At 47.0% G+C, this 20,821-nt stretch carries 20 protein-coding genes and 1 other RNA gene; 2 read left to right on the top strand and 19 right to left on the bottom strand.

The annotated features are described in order from the left end of the window. Positions 1-108 precede the first annotated feature (108 nt). The 3 genes from B4V02_RS08570 to B4V02_RS08560 form a co-directional block, all read right to left on the bottom strand. Positions 109-504 (bottom strand): hypothetical protein, encoded by a 396-nt coding sequence (locus B4V02_RS08570; RefSeq protein WP_068502095.1) that lies wholly within the window; start codon positions 502-504, stop codon positions 109-111. Between the two features lie 44 nt (positions 505-548). Beyond that, a complete protein-coding gene (locus B4V02_RS08565) occupies positions 549-776 on the bottom strand; it encodes a DUF1540 domain-containing protein (RefSeq protein WP_029390016.1) in 228 nt (75 codons plus the stop codon). A gap of 179 nt (positions 777-955) precedes the next feature. Then, a complete protein-coding gene (locus B4V02_RS08560; RefSeq protein ID WP_094154472.1) occupies positions 956-1,462 on the bottom strand; it encodes a YpuI family protein in 507 nt (168 codons plus the stop codon). 186 nt (positions 1,463-1,648) lie between these two features. On the opposite strand from B4V02_RS08560, the gene B4V02_RS08555 reads away from it, so the two are divergent. Further along, positions 1,649-3,529 (top strand): S8 family peptidase, encoded by a 1,881-nt coding sequence (locus B4V02_RS08555; protein ID WP_094154471.1) that lies wholly within the window; start codon positions 1,649-1,651, stop codon positions 3,527-3,529. A 111-nt stretch (positions 3,530-3,640) separates the two neighbouring features. On the opposite strand, the gene B4V02_RS08550 is transcribed toward B4V02_RS08555, so the two are convergent. Together B4V02_RS08550 and pdxR are read right to left on the bottom strand one after the other, a co-directional pair. After that, complete coding sequence (locus tag B4V02_RS08550; RefSeq protein WP_007431224.1) at positions 3,641-3,865, bottom strand: hypothetical protein; 225 nt, start codon at positions 3,863-3,865, stop codon at positions 3,641-3,643. 88 nt (positions 3,866-3,953) lie between these two features. After that, positions 3,954-5,429 (bottom strand): MocR-like pyridoxine biosynthesis transcription factor PdxR, encoded by a 1,476-nt coding sequence (gene pdxR / locus B4V02_RS08545; protein WP_094154470.1) that lies wholly within the window; start codon positions 5,427-5,429, stop codon positions 3,954-3,956. Between the two features lie 116 nt (positions 5,430-5,545). Between pdxR and B4V02_RS08540 the strand changes: the two genes are divergently transcribed. Beyond that, entirely contained in the window at positions 5,546-6,766 is a 1,221-nt protein-coding gene (locus B4V02_RS08540; RefSeq protein WP_094154469.1) for an aminotransferase-like domain-containing protein, read from the top strand. A 456-nt stretch (positions 6,767-7,222) separates the two neighbouring features. Here the strand turns inward: B4V02_RS08540 and rnpB are convergent. From rnpB to ybeY, 14 genes are all read right to left on the bottom strand, one after another. Continuing rightward, positions 7,223-7,620: RNase P RNA component class A (gene rnpB / locus B4V02_RS08535), an RNA gene on the bottom strand. 100 nt (positions 7,621-7,720) lie between these two features. After that, positions 7,721-8,836 (bottom strand): Nif3-like dinuclear metal center hexameric protein, encoded by a 1,116-nt coding sequence (locus tag B4V02_RS08530; RefSeq protein WP_094154468.1) that lies wholly within the window; start codon positions 8,834-8,836, stop codon positions 7,721-7,723. Then, positions 8,812-9,573 (bottom strand): tRNA (adenine(22)-N(1))-methyltransferase, encoded by a 762-nt coding sequence (locus B4V02_RS08525; protein ID WP_094154467.1) that lies wholly within the window; start codon positions 9,571-9,573, stop codon positions 8,812-8,814. Before B4V02_RS08525 ends, B4V02_RS08530 begins: the two co-directional genes overlap by 25 nt. Continuing rightward, positions 9,570-10,409, bottom strand: a complete 840-nt coding sequence (locus B4V02_RS08520; protein WP_094154466.1) for a hypothetical protein — start codon at positions 10,407-10,409, stop codon at positions 9,570-9,572. Before B4V02_RS08520 ends, B4V02_RS08525 begins: the two co-directional genes overlap by 4 nt. Before the next feature lie 86 nt (positions 10,410-10,495). Further along, positions 10,496-11,629 (bottom strand): RNA polymerase sigma factor RpoD, encoded by a 1,134-nt coding sequence (gene rpoD, locus B4V02_RS08515; RefSeq protein WP_007431230.1) that lies wholly within the window; start codon positions 11,627-11,629, stop codon positions 10,496-10,498. Positions 11,630-11,672: 43 nt separating this feature from the next. Next, entirely contained in the window at positions 11,673-13,547 is a 1,875-nt protein-coding gene (dnaG, locus tag B4V02_RS08510) for a DNA primase (RefSeq protein ID WP_208618709.1), read from the bottom strand. Continuing rightward, complete coding sequence (locus B4V02_RS08505) at positions 13,540-14,022, bottom strand: YaiI/YqxD family protein (protein WP_007431232.1); 483 nt, start codon at positions 14,020-14,022, stop codon at positions 13,540-13,542. Before B4V02_RS08505 ends, dnaG begins: the two co-directional genes overlap by 8 nt. 115 nt (positions 14,023-14,137) lie before the next feature. Then, positions 14,138-16,213 (bottom strand): glycine--tRNA ligase subunit beta, encoded by a 2,076-nt coding sequence (glyS, locus tag B4V02_RS08500; RefSeq protein ID WP_094154465.1) that lies wholly within the window; start codon positions 16,211-16,213, stop codon positions 14,138-14,140. Further along, positions 16,206-17,093: a glycine--tRNA ligase subunit alpha gene (glyQ, locus tag B4V02_RS08495; protein WP_007431234.1), complete on the bottom strand. Its 888-nt coding sequence runs from the start codon at positions 17,091-17,093 to the stop codon at positions 16,206-16,208. The genes glyS and glyQ overlap by 8 nt, the downstream gene beginning before the upstream one ends. Positions 17,094-17,494: 401 nt before the next feature. After that, positions 17,495-18,247, bottom strand: a complete 753-nt coding sequence (gene recO / locus B4V02_RS08490) for a DNA repair protein RecO (RefSeq protein WP_007431235.1) — start codon at positions 18,245-18,247, stop codon at positions 17,495-17,497. Positions 18,248-18,289: 42 nt separating this feature from the next. Further along, a complete protein-coding gene (locus B4V02_RS08485; RefSeq protein ID WP_081276746.1) occupies positions 18,290-18,427 on the bottom strand; it encodes a YqzL family protein in 138 nt (45 codons plus the stop codon). A gap of 526 nt (positions 18,428-18,953) precedes the next feature. Next, on the bottom strand, positions 18,954-19,856 hold the full coding sequence (gene era / locus B4V02_RS08480; protein WP_010345365.1) for a GTPase Era: 903 nt from the start codon (positions 19,854-19,856) through the stop codon (positions 18,954-18,956). A 48-nt stretch (positions 19,857-19,904) separates the two neighbouring features. Next, a complete protein-coding gene (locus tag B4V02_RS08475) occupies positions 19,905-20,282 on the bottom strand; it encodes a diacylglycerol kinase family protein (RefSeq protein WP_094154464.1) in 378 nt (125 codons plus the stop codon). After that, the gene (gene ybeY / locus B4V02_RS08470; RefSeq protein ID WP_094154463.1) at positions 20,282-20,779 is read right to left on the bottom strand and encodes an rRNA maturation RNase YbeY; all 498 of its coding nucleotides are present in this window, start codon (positions 20,777-20,779) and stop codon (positions 20,282-20,284) included. Before ybeY ends, B4V02_RS08475 begins: the two co-directional genes overlap by 1 nt. Positions 20,780-20,821 lie beyond the last annotated feature (42 nt).

Raw genomic sequence — 20,821 nt, 5'->3', positions numbered from 1 at the left:
GTACTGCCATACCTTTTAACGAAAAAAAGCTCCTGATCTGTCGAAAAGACAGAGGAGCTTTATAATTACAGCAATAGTTAGGCGCAACTTTGCGGCACCTTTATAGGGTTAACGAACAAACGGGATAAAAGCGAAATAACTCAATGTTGCAAGCGCACCAAGTCCAATCGACCAAATACCTGTCGTTTTGCTACCATTCACATAAGCAAAAAAACCTAAAACCGCAGCGATTGGCCCCAGCACAATAGACCACATGAACAGGGATGCAATTCCTGCGGCTATGCCAACATAACCGGAAATACGACCACTGTTATTTATAACCTTCTGTTCACCTTTGTCCTCATCCCGAGTCACAGCTGGCGAGCCGGGAGCCACTTCTGCGGCATATTCTTCACGGTGATGACGTCGCTTGGCGGAATGCTTTTGAATATGACGTGGGTAATCTACTCGTTCACGGCTAAAATGCTCTTCATTTTGATGCTTTTCGGTTTCATGATCCTCCATAATACACTGCACCTCCAAATGCGAATGATTGGCGTTATGAGTTTTTACAAAGACTTCGGCTTAAAAGTGTGGCAACAAGTGGCAGCAGACGTGGCAGCTTTATCACGTTCTTCAGAGCTGAAGCTTTCTCCCGCGTATTCTTCCTTAAATTTCTTATCGGCATGACCATCAACTTCAATCATAATCAAATCCGCCTTGCAAAAGTTGTTTTCTCCCCAATAATGGCAATTGGCTACACTGCATTTAACTATGGGCTTGGCCTCTTGGCTCATGATCATCACCTCGGATTCATTTTCCCCCTTCTCCCGCGCACCTATGCGCGTCTGACATATGGCAGTTGGTGACATACGAAAAAAGCCGCTTTCTTCACCTCCTCCAAACTGGCAGGAAGCATGAGAAAACGGCTTGCTTGTCTTAGTTTTCGATTAAAAACGATCAACTCATGAATTGCTTAAGCATGAGTACGACGAGTCTGCATACGACGCTGAGTCAAATAATCACTTTCATAATAAGTCAGATCATCACGCAGCTCTTCAAAATTTTTAGTAATGTCCATGATCACTTCGCGCGCGGCAGGCACAGGCGTTTTACGGAAGCGAATAGCATCTTGTCCCGTATAAGCATAGCGTCCGTCCTCTGCGTAAGATTCATTTTTAGGATAAAAAAAGCTGTTCACGCAGTCATGGTAAACGTTATACAATGCCTTTTCCGCAAAATCGACGTCAAAGTTGGCACGGCGTAAAGCCACACCCAGCTTTTCATAGGATACTTCAGAAAAAACAAGGATATGGCGAAGATCCGACAAAAAGCCTTTATAAAAAAGTACGGACTCCTCATTTCCATCCACAGCAAGCTGCGGCAGGGCATGCTCATTGAGGAATTTTTCCACACGTTTCACGGCAGCTTTCAGTCTCTCCTGCGCCGACTCACATAATTTTTGTACGTTGACTGCTGACATCAAGGCAGCTCCCCCTTATTTGTTGCTTGTTCATCAATTTGGTTACCTGAAAATAGTCCCTTCTAACCGAAAGAGCTGTAATTTTCAGTATTTATCCTACCACAAATAAGCACTGAAAGGTATAAAAACATGCCAACCTCCTCACGCTAAACCATAAATTTATAAACACTCAAGGAGGATGGTCCCATGTCTCGGCAAAAATGGTTAAAGCCCCTGCTCGGTGCAGCTGCCGGAGTGCTTCTTATCACACTGATGTTGCCTTCCCGTGATCACCGCCACACACCGCAACCCGAGTATACGGCCAAGATGGTACCACAGCAAGAGAAGCAACTTAAAAAGGGAATACTGGCTTTGGATGTGTCCGCTACAGATTCACTCACTCGCATGGATGCCAGACAGGATATTCAATACGTCATGCGGGAGCTTCATGGCAAAACCAACGATCAGAAAAAGCATTTTATCCGCAAGCTGCAGCAATCGCACAACCATCTTCATTCGTTACAGTGGATTCATACGCGTAACGGGAAAAACAACACCTATACAGGCAGCAAAGCACAACCCCGTCTGCTGAATGATCCTCAAATCAAAAGCAGTATGGCTGTGGCTCGCCGTTCCGTCATGCAAAATAAATCCTACGAATCCGCTGCTTTTCAGGTGGATGGCGGTAAATATTTTATCATGGCAGAACCATCGACTGACGGAACCTATGGCGTTGCCGCCTTGGTCAGCCAACAAGTATTACATGACGTGGAGAAGCATCAGCGCAAAAATCTGCGTTTGATTCCCTACCCCAAGGAAGGGAGCTACAAGGTCGAATCCGTACATCCTGACACCCTGCACGATATTACCGTCAAAACCGGTCATGACAACGAAAATGCGAGCCATTATTTTGAAAATGAAATCGTCGTTCGCTTTCGTCACAATCCCGATCAACGCCAGCTGCGCGAAATCGCAAGAGATTTGCACTGTGAGCCTGGTCGTAAGCTGGGTTACACCTATGTGTTTCATTCCGATAACATGAGCTACAAGGAGTTAAATCAATACTTTTCGAAAAAATGGAATCCACTTTATACAGAACCTCACTATATGTATCTAACCAATGAAAAGAAGCTATTTAATTCTGATGGAAATGTTCCCAATGATTTGCTCTTTTCTCGGTATCAATGGAATCTGCCAGCCACCGAAACCAACCGGGGTTGGGGATTAAGCAAAGGCAGCAAGAATGTAACTGTTGCCATCGTGGACACAGGAGTGGATCTGGATCATCCCGACCTTAAGGGCCAAATCCTCTCGGGACATAACGTGGTAAAACCATCTAAAAAGCCTTATGATGACGTCGGTCACGGAACCCATGTCGCCGGGATCATTTCTGCACTCGTGAATAATGGCGAGGGCGTCGCCGGCATGACGTGGTATAACAAGGTCATGCCGGTTAAGGTACTCGACAAATCCGGCTCCGGTACGACATACTCGGTTGCAGAAGGTATTATATGGGCAGCCGATCATGGAGCCAAGGTTATCAATTTGAGTCTGGGCAACTATGCACAAGCTGAATTTTTGCATGATGCGATCAAATACGCCTATGACAAAGACGTCGTGCTGGTTGCAGCTACGGGCAATGATAATACGGAACGCCCCGGTTATCCTGCAGCGTACCCCGAAGTGTTTGCCGTTTCGGCTACAGATTCTTCCATGCACCGTGCCTCTTTTTCCAACTATGGGGATTATGTGGACGTCATGGCTCCAGGTGCAAGCATCGCCAGCACATATCCAGGGAATCAATACGCTGCTTTGTCGGGTACTTCGATGGCCAGTCCGCATGTGTCTGCGCTCGCCGCCCTGATTCGGTCAATCAATCCCGACCTAACCAATAAAGAGGTTATGGATTTAATGAGAAAAAACGTCATTGATTTAGGCGCGCCAGGACATGACAAATATTTCGGATATGGACAAATCGATGTGTACAAGGCGTTAAAAGCAGCACAACGTCCATATGTTCCTTTACAATTGTATCCACAGCATCTGAGCGACAAATTAAAATCCCTTTTAAAGAAGCTGGAAATGTAACAATTCCTTAATGGTCAAAAAGCAGCCATAAGTCATGAACTGCCCCCTATTGCTAGACACCAATAACAATTGGGATGCAGTTCATAACACCATGGCTGCTTTTTAGGCTCCTTAACGCTTGGAACTACCGCGACGCTTGCCATGGCCCAGAGTATGGCAGCATGGATCTCCAGGATCCTTTACACTCACCGGAAATACGTGGTGAGGTATAGGTACAATGTGCGTCTGATTAACAATTTCAATCGGATGAACCACAGGCACGACTTGTGGGACAAATTGATGATTTATAAATTGCATCGGCGGGCACACGATCGGGTCGTAAGAGCAATGACTCATAAGGTGCAACTCCTTTCGGTGAATTAGTACAGCATATTAAGAAGGAATGCCCTGTGCTTGGATGATTACCCCCAAATATAAATACCCTCTATAAAATAGGCTTTCTTTCCACAATGACCGAATGATCAAGCTGTTCGCCCAACAAACGACACAACTTGCGCAGACCTGTTTTGAGTGTTTCCTTGTCCGCATACGAAAAGGAAATACGGATATGATTACTGTCCATACCACCTGCATAGCACACCGCACCCGGTAAAAAGGAAATACCTTCTCGATCGGCCAATCGCCCCAATTCCGGAATATCAATAACAGATGGAAGCTTAATCCACAAATTGAGTCCACCTTCGGGAGTATACCAAGTAACCTCTGGGGGAGCATAGCGCTGGAGTGTATGCAATGCCGATGTCAGGCGATCCCGCATTTGATCCCGCAACCAGACGAGATGTTGATCAAGCCGATGGCTGATGAAAGGCAACAGTGCTTTTTGCGTTAATAAAGGACTCCCCAAATCCGCAGTTGACTTGGCGGCCACCAAACGATCCAATACACTGCCAGTAGCTGCTACACATGCTATACGACAGCCAGGGGCGACGATTTTGCTGAAGCTTTTGATATATACCACATGTCCGGACTGATCATGCGCCTTGATGGAAAGTGGCGGCTTCGCTTTGTAAAATAGTTCAGAAAATGGATCATCTTCAACAATCAGACAATGATAGCTTTGAGCTAAATCCAGCAATTGCGTGCGTCTGACCGTCGTTAAAGTCACTCCGGTAGGATTATGGAAGGTGGGAATCGTATAGATCAGCTTTGGCGGATGAGTATCACAAAGACGTGTCAGGATATCGATCCGCATACCCTGCTCATCCATCGGGATCATCATTACTTTGGCACCTCGACTGGTAAATACATCAATGGCCCCAGTATATGTAGGAGCCTCCATGTAGACAACATCGCCAGCGCCAACAAACGTACGCGCCACCAGGTCAATCCCCTGTTGGGCACCGCTGGTCACGAGTAGCTGTTCTGCTACCGTCCGTATGCCACGTTCGTTCATGTGAGCTGCAAACACTTCCCTCAATGCCAAATCTCCTTCAAACGTACCATAAACAGCCATTGCGTCAGGATTTTCAGAGGATAAACGCCGGGTATCTGCAATAATTTCACGTGTAGGAAGAAGCTCCGGCTGAATGGCTGCGATATGAAAAGAATAGGGGACCTGCCGGCTATGGTTGAAGTTTCTCCATAACTGTGCCCGCGGCAAATAATCGACCAGCGACATTTGCCATGACAAATCCAGCGCCCCCTCGCGTGGCACGGATACAGAAGGCTCCGCTACATAGCATCCTTTGCCTTGCGTACATGTAACCAGATGATTCGACTCCAGCTCTGCATACGCTTTGCTTACAGTTACGGGACTTACGGCAAGCAAACTGGACAAATGACGGACTGAGGGAAGCTTTGTACCCTGAGGCAGCAGTCCGGACTGGATGCGATCCGCCAAGGTTTTGGCAATCTGTAAATATAATTTGACGCTGCTATTGCGGCTGAGATCAATATGCATCGGAACCGTCCCCTCCAAAAATCAACTGTTATATTCAGACGTTTACTGTTATACTTCATTATCGTTATAATACAACAAATTTCATAGTACAGTATAGAACACAGGAGATGATTGGATTGGAATACAAATTTTCGGGTATGGCTCGTACTCAGGGCTCGTCCATCGTTAGGGACATTTTGAAGCTGACACAGGGAACAGAAGTGTTATCCCTGGCAGGAGGCCTTCCGGCCGATGCCTTTTTTCCCGTCGAAGCTGTTGCTCAAGCCTATGAACGGGTATTTCGTCTCGGCGGTACTACCGCGCTTCAATACGGTCTAACCGAGGGATATACTCCTCTACGGGAACGTCTTACAACCATGATGGCATCCCAAGGCATCTCCGTCACCAGAGATAACATCATCATGACGACGGGCTCACAGCAGACGATTGATCTGGTTTCGCGCGTGCTGCTTGATCCGCAGGATACTGTATTGGTGGAATCCCCTACTTATTTGGCAGCTCTTCAGGCGTTTAAGTCCTATGGCGCCAACATTGTAAGTGTAAATACAGACTCCAATGGTATGCAATTAGATGATCTTGAAGCCAAGCTCAAGGAACATCAGCCTAAATTCGTGTATGTCATCCCAACCTTCTCCAACCCATCGGGGAATGTATGGAGCATGGAACGCAGAACAGGCGTTGTTGAGCTATGCCGTAAATACGGAACTTTGATTTTTGAGGATGATCCTTACGGGCGTCTCAAATTTGACGAAAACCTTAACTTCCCATCCCTTTTCTCCATTGACCAGCAGCAAGGTGGAGACGGTCATGTCATGTACACCTCTACGTTCTCCAAAACCGTTGCTCCTGGTGTTCGTTCTGGATGGCTGATTGCCGATCAAGCGATTGTGGATAAAGTTGCAAAAGCCAAACAATCTGCTGATTTGCACTCCAGCAGTATCGATCAACGTGCTTTAAATGAGCTTTTGGACTTTTTTGATTTGGACGGACATATTCGTTCCGTATCCAACGAATATCACTCTCGTATGCTACGCATGACAACGCTGATGAAAGAGCGTCAATGGGAAGGCATTACGTGGAATGATGCACTAGGCGGCATGTTTATGTGGGTCACTTTACCCGAAGGCTTCCTTTCCGATCGCTTGCTGGAACTGGCTATTCAAGAAGGCGTCGCATTTGTGCCAGGACAGGTATTTTATGCTGATCTGAGCGGCAGCAACCATATGCGGATCAACTTTACGCATACTGATCCTTCACTGCTTCCTGAAGCGGTTGACCGTTTGGATCGGGCATTGAAAATGTATACAGAGGAAAGATTGGAAAAAAGCGTGCGCTAATGAAGTTGGCAGGGCACGTACGTGAGGCCGCTTCGCGAATCATTTGATCTTACGATCGCTGTTGCCCTCGGATTCCTTTTGAATTTAATTAGTATGGTGGAATCCGAGGGCAAAGGCGAACACTTCGCTTCTCCAGATTCAAATGCTCCGCTGCGCTGACTGCGTGCCTCGTCCCCACACGTTTTTACGGTAGAGGGAATGAGTAGATGAAAAACGAATGAAGCCCCCAACATAATATTGGGGGCTTCATTTTGCTTTGGCAAAGAACAACAAAAATAAATTTAGCACTATAAAAATGCAATCTTGCTGCGCAAATCGGTATGCAAAAAAAGGGTGAGTTATGTTTCCAACAGGAACATGACTCACCCTTTTTTAATAAATACATTTAGAGTAAAAGTTTTCATGCAAATAGGTTATTTACAAAGTTAAATTCATGCATTTTTAAAGTGTTGCAGTGGAGAAAGTTTTCCGTAAGCCGGGTTCTGTGCTATCGTGGTACAGACGGGAACTACCCTCCCACTACAAGCGACAATCATCTATCTAGGCCGAATATTGCTATCCGGCTCCAGCGACCAACCTAGACACACCTCGGGCTAAGGCTGCTTCGCGAAGAAGCTGTGTCCCATTAGGTCTTGCTCCAGATGGGGTTTACCAGGAACGAAGTCACCAGCGTTCCTCGGGGTCTCTTACACCTCGGTTCCATCCTTGCCTGTGCCGCAAGCGGCCATCGGCGGTCCATTTCTGTGGCACTATCCTTCAACTCGCGCTGACTGGACGTTATCCAGCATCCTGCCCTATGGAGCCCGGACTTTCCTCTCGCGGCTTACGCCGCCAGCGATTGTCTGTCAAACTTTCCGAACAACATTACATAGTATACAGGGAACGTGCTCACGATACAACCTGAAATTATTGTAAAACAGAAAAATTCCTTTTAACTTTCATAGCATCGAGGTTTTACAAAAATTGAAAGGGTTCAGTATTTACCTGTGACACATGTACTTCCGTTGAATATCGGCCTTCTTCCAACCGTTTGCGCATCCATTCTGCCGTTTTAGACTTCATAATCTTTTCAGCATTATGACCAGGGTCAATAATGGCGATACCCGCCATCAGGGCATCCTGTGCCGTGTGATAGTCGATATCCCCCGTGACTAACACGTCAGCACCTTTAAAAAGCGACTTGTTCACATATCGGCTTCCCGAGCCTCCCAGCACGGCTGCTTTTTTGATCGTTCGGTTCAAATCGCCCACCACGCGTACGTGCTCGACATTAAGACCGTTTTTCACGTCATTTGCAAACTCGCGTAAGGTGCGGGCCTCCTTGAGCTTGCCTACCCGTCCCAAGCCAAAGGTACGGCCCTGCAAATCCACATGGTATAGGTCATAAGCCACTTCTTCATAAGGATGGGCCTTCAGCATTGCTTGCACGACTTTATTGCGTACACCCTGCGGTACAATAGTCTCAATACGGACCTCTTCACTACGTTCCATTTTGCCCGGCTCACCCAAAAATGGCTGTGTGCCTTCACCAGGCACGAAAGTTCCGTAGCCATCAATGTTAAAGCTGCAATGGCTGTAATTGCCAATATGCCCGGCTCCGGCACCCAACACGGCGTCCAATACCTTTTGATGATGTGTTTTGGGTACGAAAACGACAAGCTTGAATAGTTGTTCCGTGTGAACATCCTCCAGCGAGCCTTCACTTTGAATACCCAATGCTTCTGCCATCCAGTCGTTCATGCCATCCTCTGCCGTATCCAGATTCGTATGACTGATATAGACGGCAATATCATTCTTGATCAGCTTCTCATACAATCTGCCCGCAGGCTGATCCGTGTTCAAAGCTTTAAGTGGGCGGAATATAATAGCATGATGGGCAATAATGAGATCAGCCTTTACGCGGATCGCCTCTTCGACAACCTCATCATTGACATCCAGAGCAATCAATATGTTCTTGATTTCCTTCTGCAAGCTGCCAAGCTGAAGTCCGATTCTGTCGTCCGGAACTGCCAAATATTTGGGTGCCAGCTGCTCCATATAGCTAATTACGGTTTGTCCTTTGGCAAACATGCAAGTACCTCCTCTAATTGTTCAATTTGTATACGCAATTGCTCCTGCTTATGCTGCGCAGATTCCTGCTCAGACCGCGATACTTGTGCCAGTACATCCTGAAGCTTCCGAATTTCCAGCTGCCATTTCCTGAAAAAGACATCATTCGGCTTTTTGACCAATAACGGTCCAAGCTGCATCAGCCAATCCCGAGTCAGTACCAATGAGCTGCCGGGAAGCTCCCATGGCCGATACAGCTCGTCCTGTTTCAACGGGCTTTCCGAAGCAGGTATTGCTGTTAGAACCTCGTATATTTTCCCGTCCTCTTCCATGATATGCTCGCCTGTTAATACCCACTGATGCTCAATCAACCAGCGACGTAAAATATCCTCGCCTACGTTGGGCTGTAAAACAAGCTGCTTCACGGAAGCAAGCTTGTCTTTCCCTTGATCCAATATCGAAGCGATCAGGGCACCGCCCATGCCGGCTATCGTAATAACATCGACCTCATGGGCCTTAATCACAGCCAAGCCGTCTCCCTTTCTAACCGTAATGCGATTAGCAAGACCTGCTTCAGCCACCTGCTTTTGCGCTGCACGCAACGGACCATCGTTGACCTCGCCCGCAACGGCCTGCGGCACTCTGCCACTACGCACCGCAGCTACAGGCAGTAGCCCATGATCCGAACCAATATCTGCAAGTCTGCTCCCGGCAGGAATTTGTTCCATAATATATTGTAATCGTTGCGAAAGTTTCATGACGTCACCCACGTAATCCATTTTTTTCGAGTCCAAAATAAAATACCTACAACAATAGCCAGCTTCAATATGCTGTAAAACACCATATTCCCCGCCGCTTGATGGCGCAGGATGATCATGTCTGCTTCAGCCATAAAAGCCAGTGTCATTCCAATAGCAAAATAGACCAAGGCCAGACGCGGGAAACGGCGGTGTACCCACCAGCTTAAACCCACCAGCAATACAGTGTGCAAAATCCAGAATACCTCAAGCATCATAAGAGTAGCCGTAGGCCAATAGCCGCCCATAAGCACTGCATACACTAAAATCAGCCCAACAAGGCCGCAGTAATGAAGCAAACTAATACGCAGGGTTATTCCCACGAGACACCATAACAAGCCACATAGGCCTACAAGCACGAGAAACCAAATCTTAGCTTCACCCTGATGAAGCTGAATAATCCATACACCCGAACCAAGCATAATCGCACTACCGAGGGTGCTCAGCATGGCACTCATACTCTTTTCAGAAGAACGCCAAATTGCGGCCAACCCATAGCAAATCGCGGTGATTACACATGCCGAGAATATTTGCATTGGCAACGGAAAAGCGGTAAAATAAAAACCAATCAAACAAATGCAGGAAATAATGACAAAACCAAGAAGCCAGACAAATCCATGCCCGTGTCTAAGATATGTAAGCAGCCCGGTGTTGTTACGATTTTGACTCTGTGGCGGATCTCCATCCTCTCGATACAGGTTGGACAAAAAATCACAATATTGCTCAGGTAGCAACCGGCTTCGCCGCCAATGCTCAATTTCATGTAACAGTATTGCCCGTTTCTTCTCTTGGTCCAAGCTTCTCCCCTCCACCAAGGCTGCCATGGGATAAAAAAAGACCCTCTGCGTGCTTCAAGCCGCAGAAGGTCCGCAATGGTTCGCTTCTATTCGAGGAAATCCTTCAGTCGCTTACTGCGGCTTGGATGGCGCAGCTTGCGCAGCGCTTTGGCCTCAATCTGACGAATGCGTTCACGTGTAACACCGAATACTTTACCCACTTCTTCAAGCGTTCTGGTTCTTCCGTCATCCAAACCAAAGCGGAGACGCAGCACGTTCTCCTCCCGTTCAGTCAACGTATCCAGTACATCCTCAAGCTGTTCCTTCAGAAGTTCATAGGCAGCCGCATCCGCAGGCGCCAGCGCTTCCTGATCCTCAATGAAATCCCCCAAATGAGAGTCATCCTCTTCACCAATTGGCGTTTCCAATGAAACAGGTTCCTGGGCAATTTTCATAATCTCCCGTACTTTTTCCACGCTTAGCTCCATCTCGGCAGCCACTTCCTCCGGCGTAGGTTCACGCCCCAGCTCTTGCAGCAGTTGACGCGATACACGAATCAACTTGTTGATTGTTTCCACCATATGCACTGGGATACGGATCGTTCTGGCCTGATCGGCTATCGCACGCGTAATGGCCTGACGAATCCACCAGGTTGCATACGTACTGAATTTAAATCCTTTTTCGTAATCGAATTTCTCTACTGCCTTAATCAGACCCATATTACCTTCTTGAATCAGATCCAGGAAAAGCATTCCGCGACCAACATAACGTTTTGCAATACTTACAACCAGCCGCAAGTTTGCTTCTGCCAGCCGACGCTTAGCTTCTTCATCACCGTTATTGATCCGTTTGGCGAGTTCTACCTCATCATCAGCTGAAAGTAGCGGTACACGACCAATTTCCTTCAAGTACATCCGGACCGGATCATTGATTTTAATACCGGGAGGCAGGCTCAGATCGTCATCGAAGTTAAAATCATCCCCGTCATTGTTTTCCGGGTCATCATTTTGACGCAATCTGGTAACTTCTTCGTCGTTGTCATTCACAACCTCAATCCCCAAGTCACCCAGCTGCTCATAGAATTCATCCATTTGCTCGGGGTCCTGATCAAACGGCGACAGTTTTTCCATGATATCTTTGTAGTTCAGAGAGGAACTTTTTTTACCCAACTCAATCAATTGATCTTTGACTTGATCCAGTGTCAGTTCCGTCTCCAGTTCAGTATGCTGATCATTCGCCATCTTTCGACTCCCTCCTCCCTAGAAACATCCGACCTCTGTGTGTTCATTGTCTCTCTAGGGCTATAATCTCACTTGCAATTTGTGCTGCACGCAAAAAGTCACCTACGCGCTCAGCGGCTCTCATCTCTTCCCTCTTCAGATCCAGTTGCTCCTGCAATGGAAATTTCCGCACCTGATGAATGTAATCGTCCAAAATGTGCGGTGCCCATACGCCCGGAGCATCCATCATCATGATCGAACTTACGTTTTTCTCCAGTCGGTCATCTTGCAAAGATGAAATAAAGCGGCTTGTATCCGGTAACTTTCCTTGTGCGTAATAGGCGTATAGATAAGCAGCAATCGCTGCATGATCCTCAATATTAAAGGCGTCGCCCAAATGCTTTTCAACATACTCTGCAGCTTCCAAATCCTGCATCATCCAGTGAAGCAATCTGCGTTCCGCCACATGGTAAGCCGGCAGTAAATTAGGTGTGGAGACCTGCCCTTTTTTATGCCTACCATTATTCCACCCATTTTCGTTATTATCCCCAAAGTCCTGTTTTTTTTGCAGAGACTGGCGGAGTATATTGCATTCTTGCTTTAAGGTTTCAAAATCCACCTTAACTTCGGCTGATACTTCGCGCAAATACACTTCCCGCTCGGTCGGGGATGACAGAGGTGCAATGACATTTAATGCTTCGCGGGAATACGCGATTCTTCCTTCTTCCTCTTGCAGTATATGGTTTTTTTTCAGATATATAAGCTTAAATTTCACCGTTGAAACAGCACTTTCGATAATTTGACGCTGAAAGCGCTCGCCGCCGTATTGCCGAATAAAATCATCCGGGTCCATACCGTCACTGATCAATGCTACCTTAACGTGAAGTCCCGCATTTTCCAACAGTGGAAAATTTTTAAGCGCAGCAGCTTGTCCTGCCCGGTCACCATCATAACAAATAATAACCTCGTCGCACAGTCCCTTTAACATCGTGGCATGATGCTCTGTCAGGGCTGTTCCCATGGCGGCCACCCCATTCTGTACACCCGCTTCCCATGCCGAGATGACATCCCCGTAGCCTTCAAAAAGAACGCTCTGGCGAAGCTTGCGAATTGAGGTTTTAGCATGATGAAGATTGTACAGCGTTCGGCTTTTGTTGAACAGCTTCGTTTCCGGTGAATTCAAATACTTTGGCTGTCCCTCGCCAAGAATACGGCCTGCAAAGGCAATAATTTTTCCATTTCGATTCCAGATGGGGAACATAATACGATCCCTGAATCGATCCACATACCCATCACCCTCATGTCGGGGAGAAATAAGTCCCCCCTTTTCCATCTCTACAGGATCAAAGGAACGTTTCTCCAAAAACTGAACAATCGTATCCCATCGGTTCGGTGCATAGCCAATTTGGAATTGATCAATAATCTTGTCACTAAACCCCCGTGAACGCAAATATTCCATAGCTGGTTTGCCGTGCTCCGTATTTTTAAGCAAAAAGTGGTACATCTTAGAAGTTAGCTCATACGCTTGCAGCAGCCTGTCCAACTCAGGATGCTGATGCGATGACTCACGTCCCTGCCATTCGCCGAGAGGGATATGACTTTCTTCCGCCATTGTCCTGACAGCTTCGGGAAAGGATAGTCCTTCGATTTCCATCATAAATTTGATGGCATTGCCTCCCGCGCCGCAGCCGTAGCAGTAAAAAATCTGACGATCCGGTGTCACGGTGAATGAAGGGGTTTTTTCGGAATGAAAAGGACAGAGGCCTTTCATATATTTCCCCTGCTTGGTCAAATGCACGTACTTGCTTACCGTATCTACAATATCATGATGCTGTAAAACCGCCTCAATGATATCATCCGGTATATTACCTTGTCCGGCACTCATGTTAACCACCTTCATCTCTTTAGCACGTAAATATAATTCGATACCGTTATTCATTCTCCTGCAAGTAGAGTAAAAGTTTTGTCAGTTTATGTTGAAAAACTTCGCGATCCTCTACTGTAAACGGTTTAGGACCTTTTCCATAGCGTCCCTTTTTCCGTTCTTTGGCAGAAGTATGACGGCGATCAAGCATAAAATCTATCGAATCGTTTCGATACATAGCTCCGCGAAAAGACATCACTTCACAGCCTTTAGCCAAGGCAAGGGCAGCAAGACCGTAATCGTTGGTAGTTACAATATCTCCTCGTCGGATATGATTAGCAATATAGAGATCGGCACTTTGGTCGCTCCGGTCCACTTTAACGACAGTCACGCCCTCGCTGCCCTGGATGAGATGATCATACGAGGATACCATAATAACCTGAACATGAAAACGGGAAGCCGTTTCTGCAATTTCGTTTTTAACGGGACAAGCATCTCCGTCAACAACGATCCGGACACCCCATAAATTTTCGGATATCTCCACCAGCATCCCCCATCTCCATGCGGATTCGAGTAAAATACGGAACGGGTGCAAGATCACTCTTACACCGTTCCGTATATTTATACCCATTTTTTCAAGTTATTCATACCATGACGACTGACGTTTAGCCTACAAGTTTAGAAAAATCAGCAAAACGCTTCAGTTCTGAGTCAATAGCAGCTAGCAACGCCAAACGATTATTACGAACAGCATCATCCTCAGCCATAACCATAACGGAATCAAAGAACGCCGTCACCGCAGGAGTAATGGATGAAGCAAGCGCCAACGCTTGTGTTGCATCGCCTTCCTGTAAAGCAGCATTATAAGATTCGTAAGCGCCATACCATGCTTCATAAAGCGCCTTTTCGCCCTGTTCCGTAAACTCACCGGTATTCACTGACTTATGAATCGCCTTGGTAGCCAAATTACTCACCCGGTTGAAGGACTCAACAGTTGACTTGAAACGATCACCTGTTTGCACTGCAGCCATCAGCGCAGCTCCGCGATTGACAACAGAAGCAACATCATCAAATCCGGCTGCAAGCACAGCGTCCACAACGTCATAACGAAGAGTCTCGGACAATAATTTTTTCACGCGCAATCCGAAAAACTCATGTAATTCTTTACGTATTTCATCGTCGGAGCGTTTCATATTTCCAAGGGTTCCGTGCACGTCGATCGCGATATTGAACACATCAGACAACGTAGCCGAAAGCTTGCGATCCAGCAAAATCTGCACGATCCCTGCAGCCTGACGACGAAGCGCATAAGGGTCCTGCGAGCCTGTCGGAATAATACCGATGGAAAAGCAGCCTGTGATCGTATCTATTTTATCAGCGATACTCACAATAGCCCCAGCGTTCGTAGAAGGAACCGTTTCTCCGGCGAAACGAGGCTGATAATGCTCAAACACTGCTCTCGCCACTTCTTCCTTTTCTCCAGCCTTGCGGGCGTAATCCTCACCCATAACACCTTGCAGTTCCGGAAACTCGTATACCATTTGTGTTACCAGGTCGAATTTACAAATATCTGCTGCCCGGCTAACCGATTCCTGTGTATCTGGGGAAACACGAAGCTTCTCTGCCAGAGCATCAGCAATGCGGCGAATCCGCCGTACCTTGTCCCCAACCGTTCCCAGCTCTTCGTGGAAAACAATACTTTCCAGCTTGGAGAGTGCATCCTTGATTTCCAGCTTCTGATCTTCTTCATAAAAGAATTTGGCATCAGACAGCCGCGCACGCAATACTTTTTCATTCCCTTTAGCAATGACTTCCAGCGATTGACTGCCACCGTTACGTACTGTAACAAAGTAAGGCAGCAGCTCTCCGGCGCGGTCCAACACAGGGAAGTAACGCTGATGCTCACGCATGGAAGTAATCAGTACATCCTTCGGAATATTCAAGAAGGATGGATCAAAGCCTCCAAACAGCACTGTTGGTGTTTCGACCAAATACAATACTTCCTCCAACAGATCATCCTTTATTGCAATCGTCCAGTCTTTTTCGGCTGCCAACGCTTCAATCTGCTTCACGATAAGCGCTTGACGTTCCTCAATGTCTACAATGACATGCTGCTTGCGAAGCACTTCAACATAGTCAGCCGGGCGCTCTACAACAGCGTCCTGTCCAAGGAAACGATGGCCTCTCGTCACATTTCCTGACTGTACTCCGGCAATTTCCAGGTTGATAATATCGCTGCCAAACAGGGCAATCAACCATCGGATCGGACGAACAAACTTGAAGTCATAGCTCGCCCAACGCATGAATTTAGGGAATGTCATTGCATGTAATACATGCAGCAACCCTTCAGATAGCACTTCCGCCGTCGGTACACCAACGCTGCTCTTGGTCGCATAAATATATTCCACGCCACCAAGCTCCTTGAACGTAAACTGTTCAGGGTCAACCCCTTGACTACGAGCAAAACCGAGAGCGGCCTTGCTCCAGTTGCCAGCTTCATCAAGCGCAATTTTGCGGGAAGGGCCTTTAACTTCTTCGTTGATATCCTCTTGTTTCTCTGCTACTTCCTTGACCAGCACCGCCAAACGGCGGGGTGTGGCATAAGCCTCTACAGCGCCATAAGCAATACGCGAGCTGTCAAGCCACGCTGCCATACGCTCCTTCAACTGCTGAATCGCATTCGGGATAAACCGTGCAGGCACTTCCTCCAAACCGATTTCAAACAATAAATCCTTAGACATGTGCCGCACCTCCTTTCTTCAACAGCGGGAAGCCCAGCTTCTCGCGTTCCTCCAGATAGGTCGCAGCCACCTGACGCGCCAAATTCCGCACCCGAATAATAAATCCGGTTCGTTCCGTCACACTGATTGCCCCGCGTGCATCCAGCAGGTTGAACGCATGAGAGCATTTCAGCACATAATCATAGGCCGGAAATACAAGATGCTGCGCCATCGCTTTATTAGCTTCTTCCTCATACATATTAAAAAGAGTGAAAAGCATTTTAACATCTGACACTTCAAACGTATATTTGGAATGCTCGAATTCAGGCTGATGGAAGACATCACCGTACGTGATTCCATTGACCCACTCCAAATCGAACACATTTTCCTTGTCCTGAATGTAAGAAGCAAGACGCTCCATACCATACGTAATTTCAACCGCAACCGGACTGGCATCAATGCCGCCTACTTGCTGGAAATACGTAAACTGGGTAATTTCCATACCGTCCAGCCATACTTCCCAGCCTAGTCCCCAGGCCCCCAGCGTTGGTGCTTCCCAGTTGTCTTCAACAAAACGAATATCGTGCTCCAGAGGGTTGATTCCCAAACGAGTCAAACTTTCCAGATACAATTCCTGAATATTGTCCGGCGAAGGCTTCAAGACCACTTGAAACTGGTGATGCTGGTACAGACGATTCGGATTCTCACCATATCGTCCGTCTGATGGGCGGCGGGAAGGCTCGACATAAGCTACGTTCCACGGCTCAGGTCCGATCGACCGCAAATAGGTCATCGGATTCATCGTGCCTGCCCCTTTTTCCGTGTCATACGGCTGTACAATAATACAATTCTGCTCGGCCCAAAATTGCTGCAGCGTTAAAATCATCTGCTGAAAATTCATGGTACACACTCCTTTTCCATTTACCTCAAATGATGGTGATTTCTTCTTATAAAAACTCGTATGTACAGGGCTGTCTACTTCCAACATGCCTTGCCAGAGACAGCAAAAAGCCCCCGCCTCTACGCCTGTACAGACGTAGGGACGAGAGCTCACTCCCGCGGTTCCACCCTACTTGATTACGATCCTCCATCACCAGTCAGACCATAATCCTCTTTTCCGTGTCCATTCAGACGCTCCCGAGTGCCTTGTTCACGAGCAATTCTCGCTGGGCTTACACCGTCCCCAACTCGCTAATCCTAGAGAATAATCCCGCTACTTTCTCGTTCAATGCATCTGCTCCCAAAGGAGATATAGTAGGATATTACACGTTTTCGGCAACACAGTCAAGAGATCAGGGCATTTCACATATCGTACTTATCGAGCTGATCCAAAAAGTTGCGTGATTTCAGCTTAACCTCCAGCTGCATATCCATAAATTGACGCATGACATGTTTGATCTCCAGCTTGGTGGAGTCCTTCACGTCAATGTTGCCAAGACGATTTAAATCCATTCTGGCGAACAAGCGCAGCAACTTCAACGTACGTGGAGTGACGCTTAAGGCAGCTGGATCAAAATGCTTGTAGCTCCGACACAAAACTCCGCCCAGCCTGGGACTGACAAACATATCCTCATCGGCACATTGTTGTCCGCTTGAGATACATGCATCTAGCTGAGGAGCATAACCGGCCGCCTGCAGTATTTTAAATTCATAAATACTCATGACGATCAGCGGATCTTTGCCGCTCTCCAACGCCTCCAGACAAGCTTTAAGCTGCTTAAACCAGAATGTTCCAGTTTCTTCATCCTGTAGCACTCGATCGAGCAGTTCACAGGCATACGAGGCGTAAGCAGCTTTGGTAATATCCTCGCGCAATACATGGTGAGATTGGATAATTTCACCGGCATTCAACGTGCCTAAGCCTGTATTTCGAAAATAAACAAATTCGCCGTACGTAAACGGCTGCGTCAAAGCGGCATGACGGCTTTTGGATTTTTTTGCTCCTCTGACCAACACGCCAGCTTTACCTCCGCTTTCGGTGCAAAGCGTAATAATTTTGTTCCCTTCACCGTAATCCATGCTGCGGATGACGATTCCTTCCACCCTGTAAAGCATGCCTCTTCCCCCAAACATTCGCGAAGAAGCCAGTGGCTCGCGCTATTCACAGGCTTCTTCATGCTCGTCCGACTCCCCTTCATCCGTGTCTTGCTCCCCAATTACGGCGCTCTCCCTGTATAACAGATACGCACCGACATCTCCAGTCATCGCAAAATACTTCCACGAAAAATCTCGCAATCGTATTCATCCTTTCTTCGGAAATGACGTTTGCATCTCAAAAGATAGGATGATGCGAAGAGAAGGGAAGTATGCGATGAAATAAATGGATTGCTTTAAAAAAGGTTGCTGTATGCACGGTTGGGATGCCGCTCTGCGAATGATTTGATCTTACGATCGCTGTTACCCCCAAAATTATTCGAATGTACAAACATACAAAGGGTTAAATTCGGGGGTAAAGGCGAACGCTAACGCTTCTACAGATTCAAATCCTTCGCTCTGCTGCAACGTGCACACAGTTACATAACCCTTTTAAAAAAACGTTCCTTATTTCATCGCTGGAAGAAAAGGGTAGAAAGAGCAAAGAGTTAAGCGCCGCACATGCGCGGCGCTTGGAATGACCAAAAGACATGTTACTTCACGGCTTTTGTCGAGGTCGGGACGGCTTTTTTATGATGCTCACAGCAACTATACATATTTATTGAATATCAATTTCAGCCTCAATAAACCCTTGAACTAAAGTGAACGTAGAGTCAAGTTATGCTTTTTAGGCGTCGCGGTGGAAGCCGAGGTCACGAAGAACGCGCTCCTGGTTGCGCCAGTCTTTTTTGACCTTAACCCACAGCTCCAGGAAAATTTTCGAACCCAGCAAATTTTGAATGTCCTGACGTGCCTGTTTCCCTACCTCTTTGAGCATAGCTCCCTGTTTGCCGATAATAATACCCTTCTGGGAATCACGTTCCACAAAAATAACAGCCATAATATGCACGACACCGTTGTCCTGCACTTTCATGTCTTCAATCATAACTGCAATAGAATGCGGCACTTCCTCGCGTGTCATATGCAAAATCTTTTCTCTTACCAGCTCGGCAATGACGAACTGCTCCGGGTGGTCGGTAATTTGGTCATCCGGGTAATACTGCGGACCTTCTGGCAAGTATTTTTGCAACTGCTCCAACAGACGGTCTACATTGTTGCCCATTTTGGCCGAGATCGGCACGATTTCCGCGAAGTCATACAGCTTGCGATATTGCTCAATCAGGGGCAACAATGCTTCAGGCTCAATCCGGTCAATTTTATTCAAAACCAGAATAACTGGCGTTTTCACTTGTTTTAGCTGTTCCACGATAAAACGGTCGCCTCCGCCCAAACCTTCAGCGGCATCAATAAGAAAAAGCACCGCCTCTACTTCACCCAATGCATTAAAGGCGGTTTGGTTCATGTAATCGCCTAATTTAGACTGGCGCTTGTGAATCCCTGGTGTATCCAAAAATACAATTTGTGTGTCCTCTGTCGTGTATACCCCGTGAATTTTGTTACGTGTGGTTTGCGGCTTGTCTGACATAATAGCGATCTTTTGACCAATGACATGGTTCATTAGTGTTGATTTTCCTACATTGGGTCTGCCAACAATCGCGACAAAACCTGACTTAAAGTGTTTCTTGACCATTTCGTTTCCTCCAGCGCTATTAAGCACCTATTTTTTGTTTTGTTATTTTCATTGCATGAGCTGACGAATTAACGTCAACAAAGGACTGTAAAATACAAATATGCCAATAATTACAGCAAAAACCGCTGCCAGGAGCACGGCTCCGGCGGCGGTGTCTTTAGCCGCTTTGGCCAGCGGGTGAATATCAGGTGAAATGAGATCCACCGCTGCTTCGACAGCGGTGTTAACCAGCTCGGCTACAATAACCAGGGCCATTGCTACACAGACAAACAACCAGTCGAGCCGGGAGATACGCAGGCCTAGGCCTGCTATAATGACAAGAAGCGCCACGACTACATGTATCCGCATATTAACTTGCGTACGCAGAGCGTAGAACACCCCTTCTGCTGCATAGCGAAAGGTCATTCTCCAAGGCTGATGTCTCATTACCGTGTCAACCCCGCTTGAGTCAGCACAGCTTCCTGCTTACCCATCATTTCGGCCTCACTCGCCTCATCCTGATGATCATATCCTAACAGATGCAAAAAACCGTGAACAAACAAAAAGCCGATTTCACGTTCAATTGAATGTCCATATTCTTCGCTTTGAGCTTGCGCTGTCTGCACAGAGATAATAATATCCCCCAGCACATCGGGTACATCCTCCAATGAATTTTCTTCAATCGGCTCGTAGATGATTTCAAGCTCTTCATCCAGTGTTTCCTTCATAGCAAACGACAACACATCGGTGGGACGATCGATTCCCCGATAATCCCTATTCAGCTCATGAATTTGCTCATCATTTACGAAGGTAAGAGCTACCTCACCGTCCGTTACTCCTTCCATCTTGCCTGCCTCGTCTAATAAAGTGTTCAGCAGCGAGATCAAGGATTCGCTAATGACCATATCATTTTGTTCATTATTCCATGCTAATTGAAGGCCCATGCCAACCGCTCCTTTTAATTCTTAATGCTACAGTCGTGCTTC

This window comes from Paenibacillus kribbensis (assembly GCF_002240415.1).
GTDB classification, from domain to species: Bacteria; Bacillota; Bacilli; order Paenibacillales; family Paenibacillaceae; genus Paenibacillus; species Paenibacillus kribbensis.
Note: the sequence above shows the minus strand (reverse complement) of the source record. Positions and strands in the feature narration are given on the sequence as shown.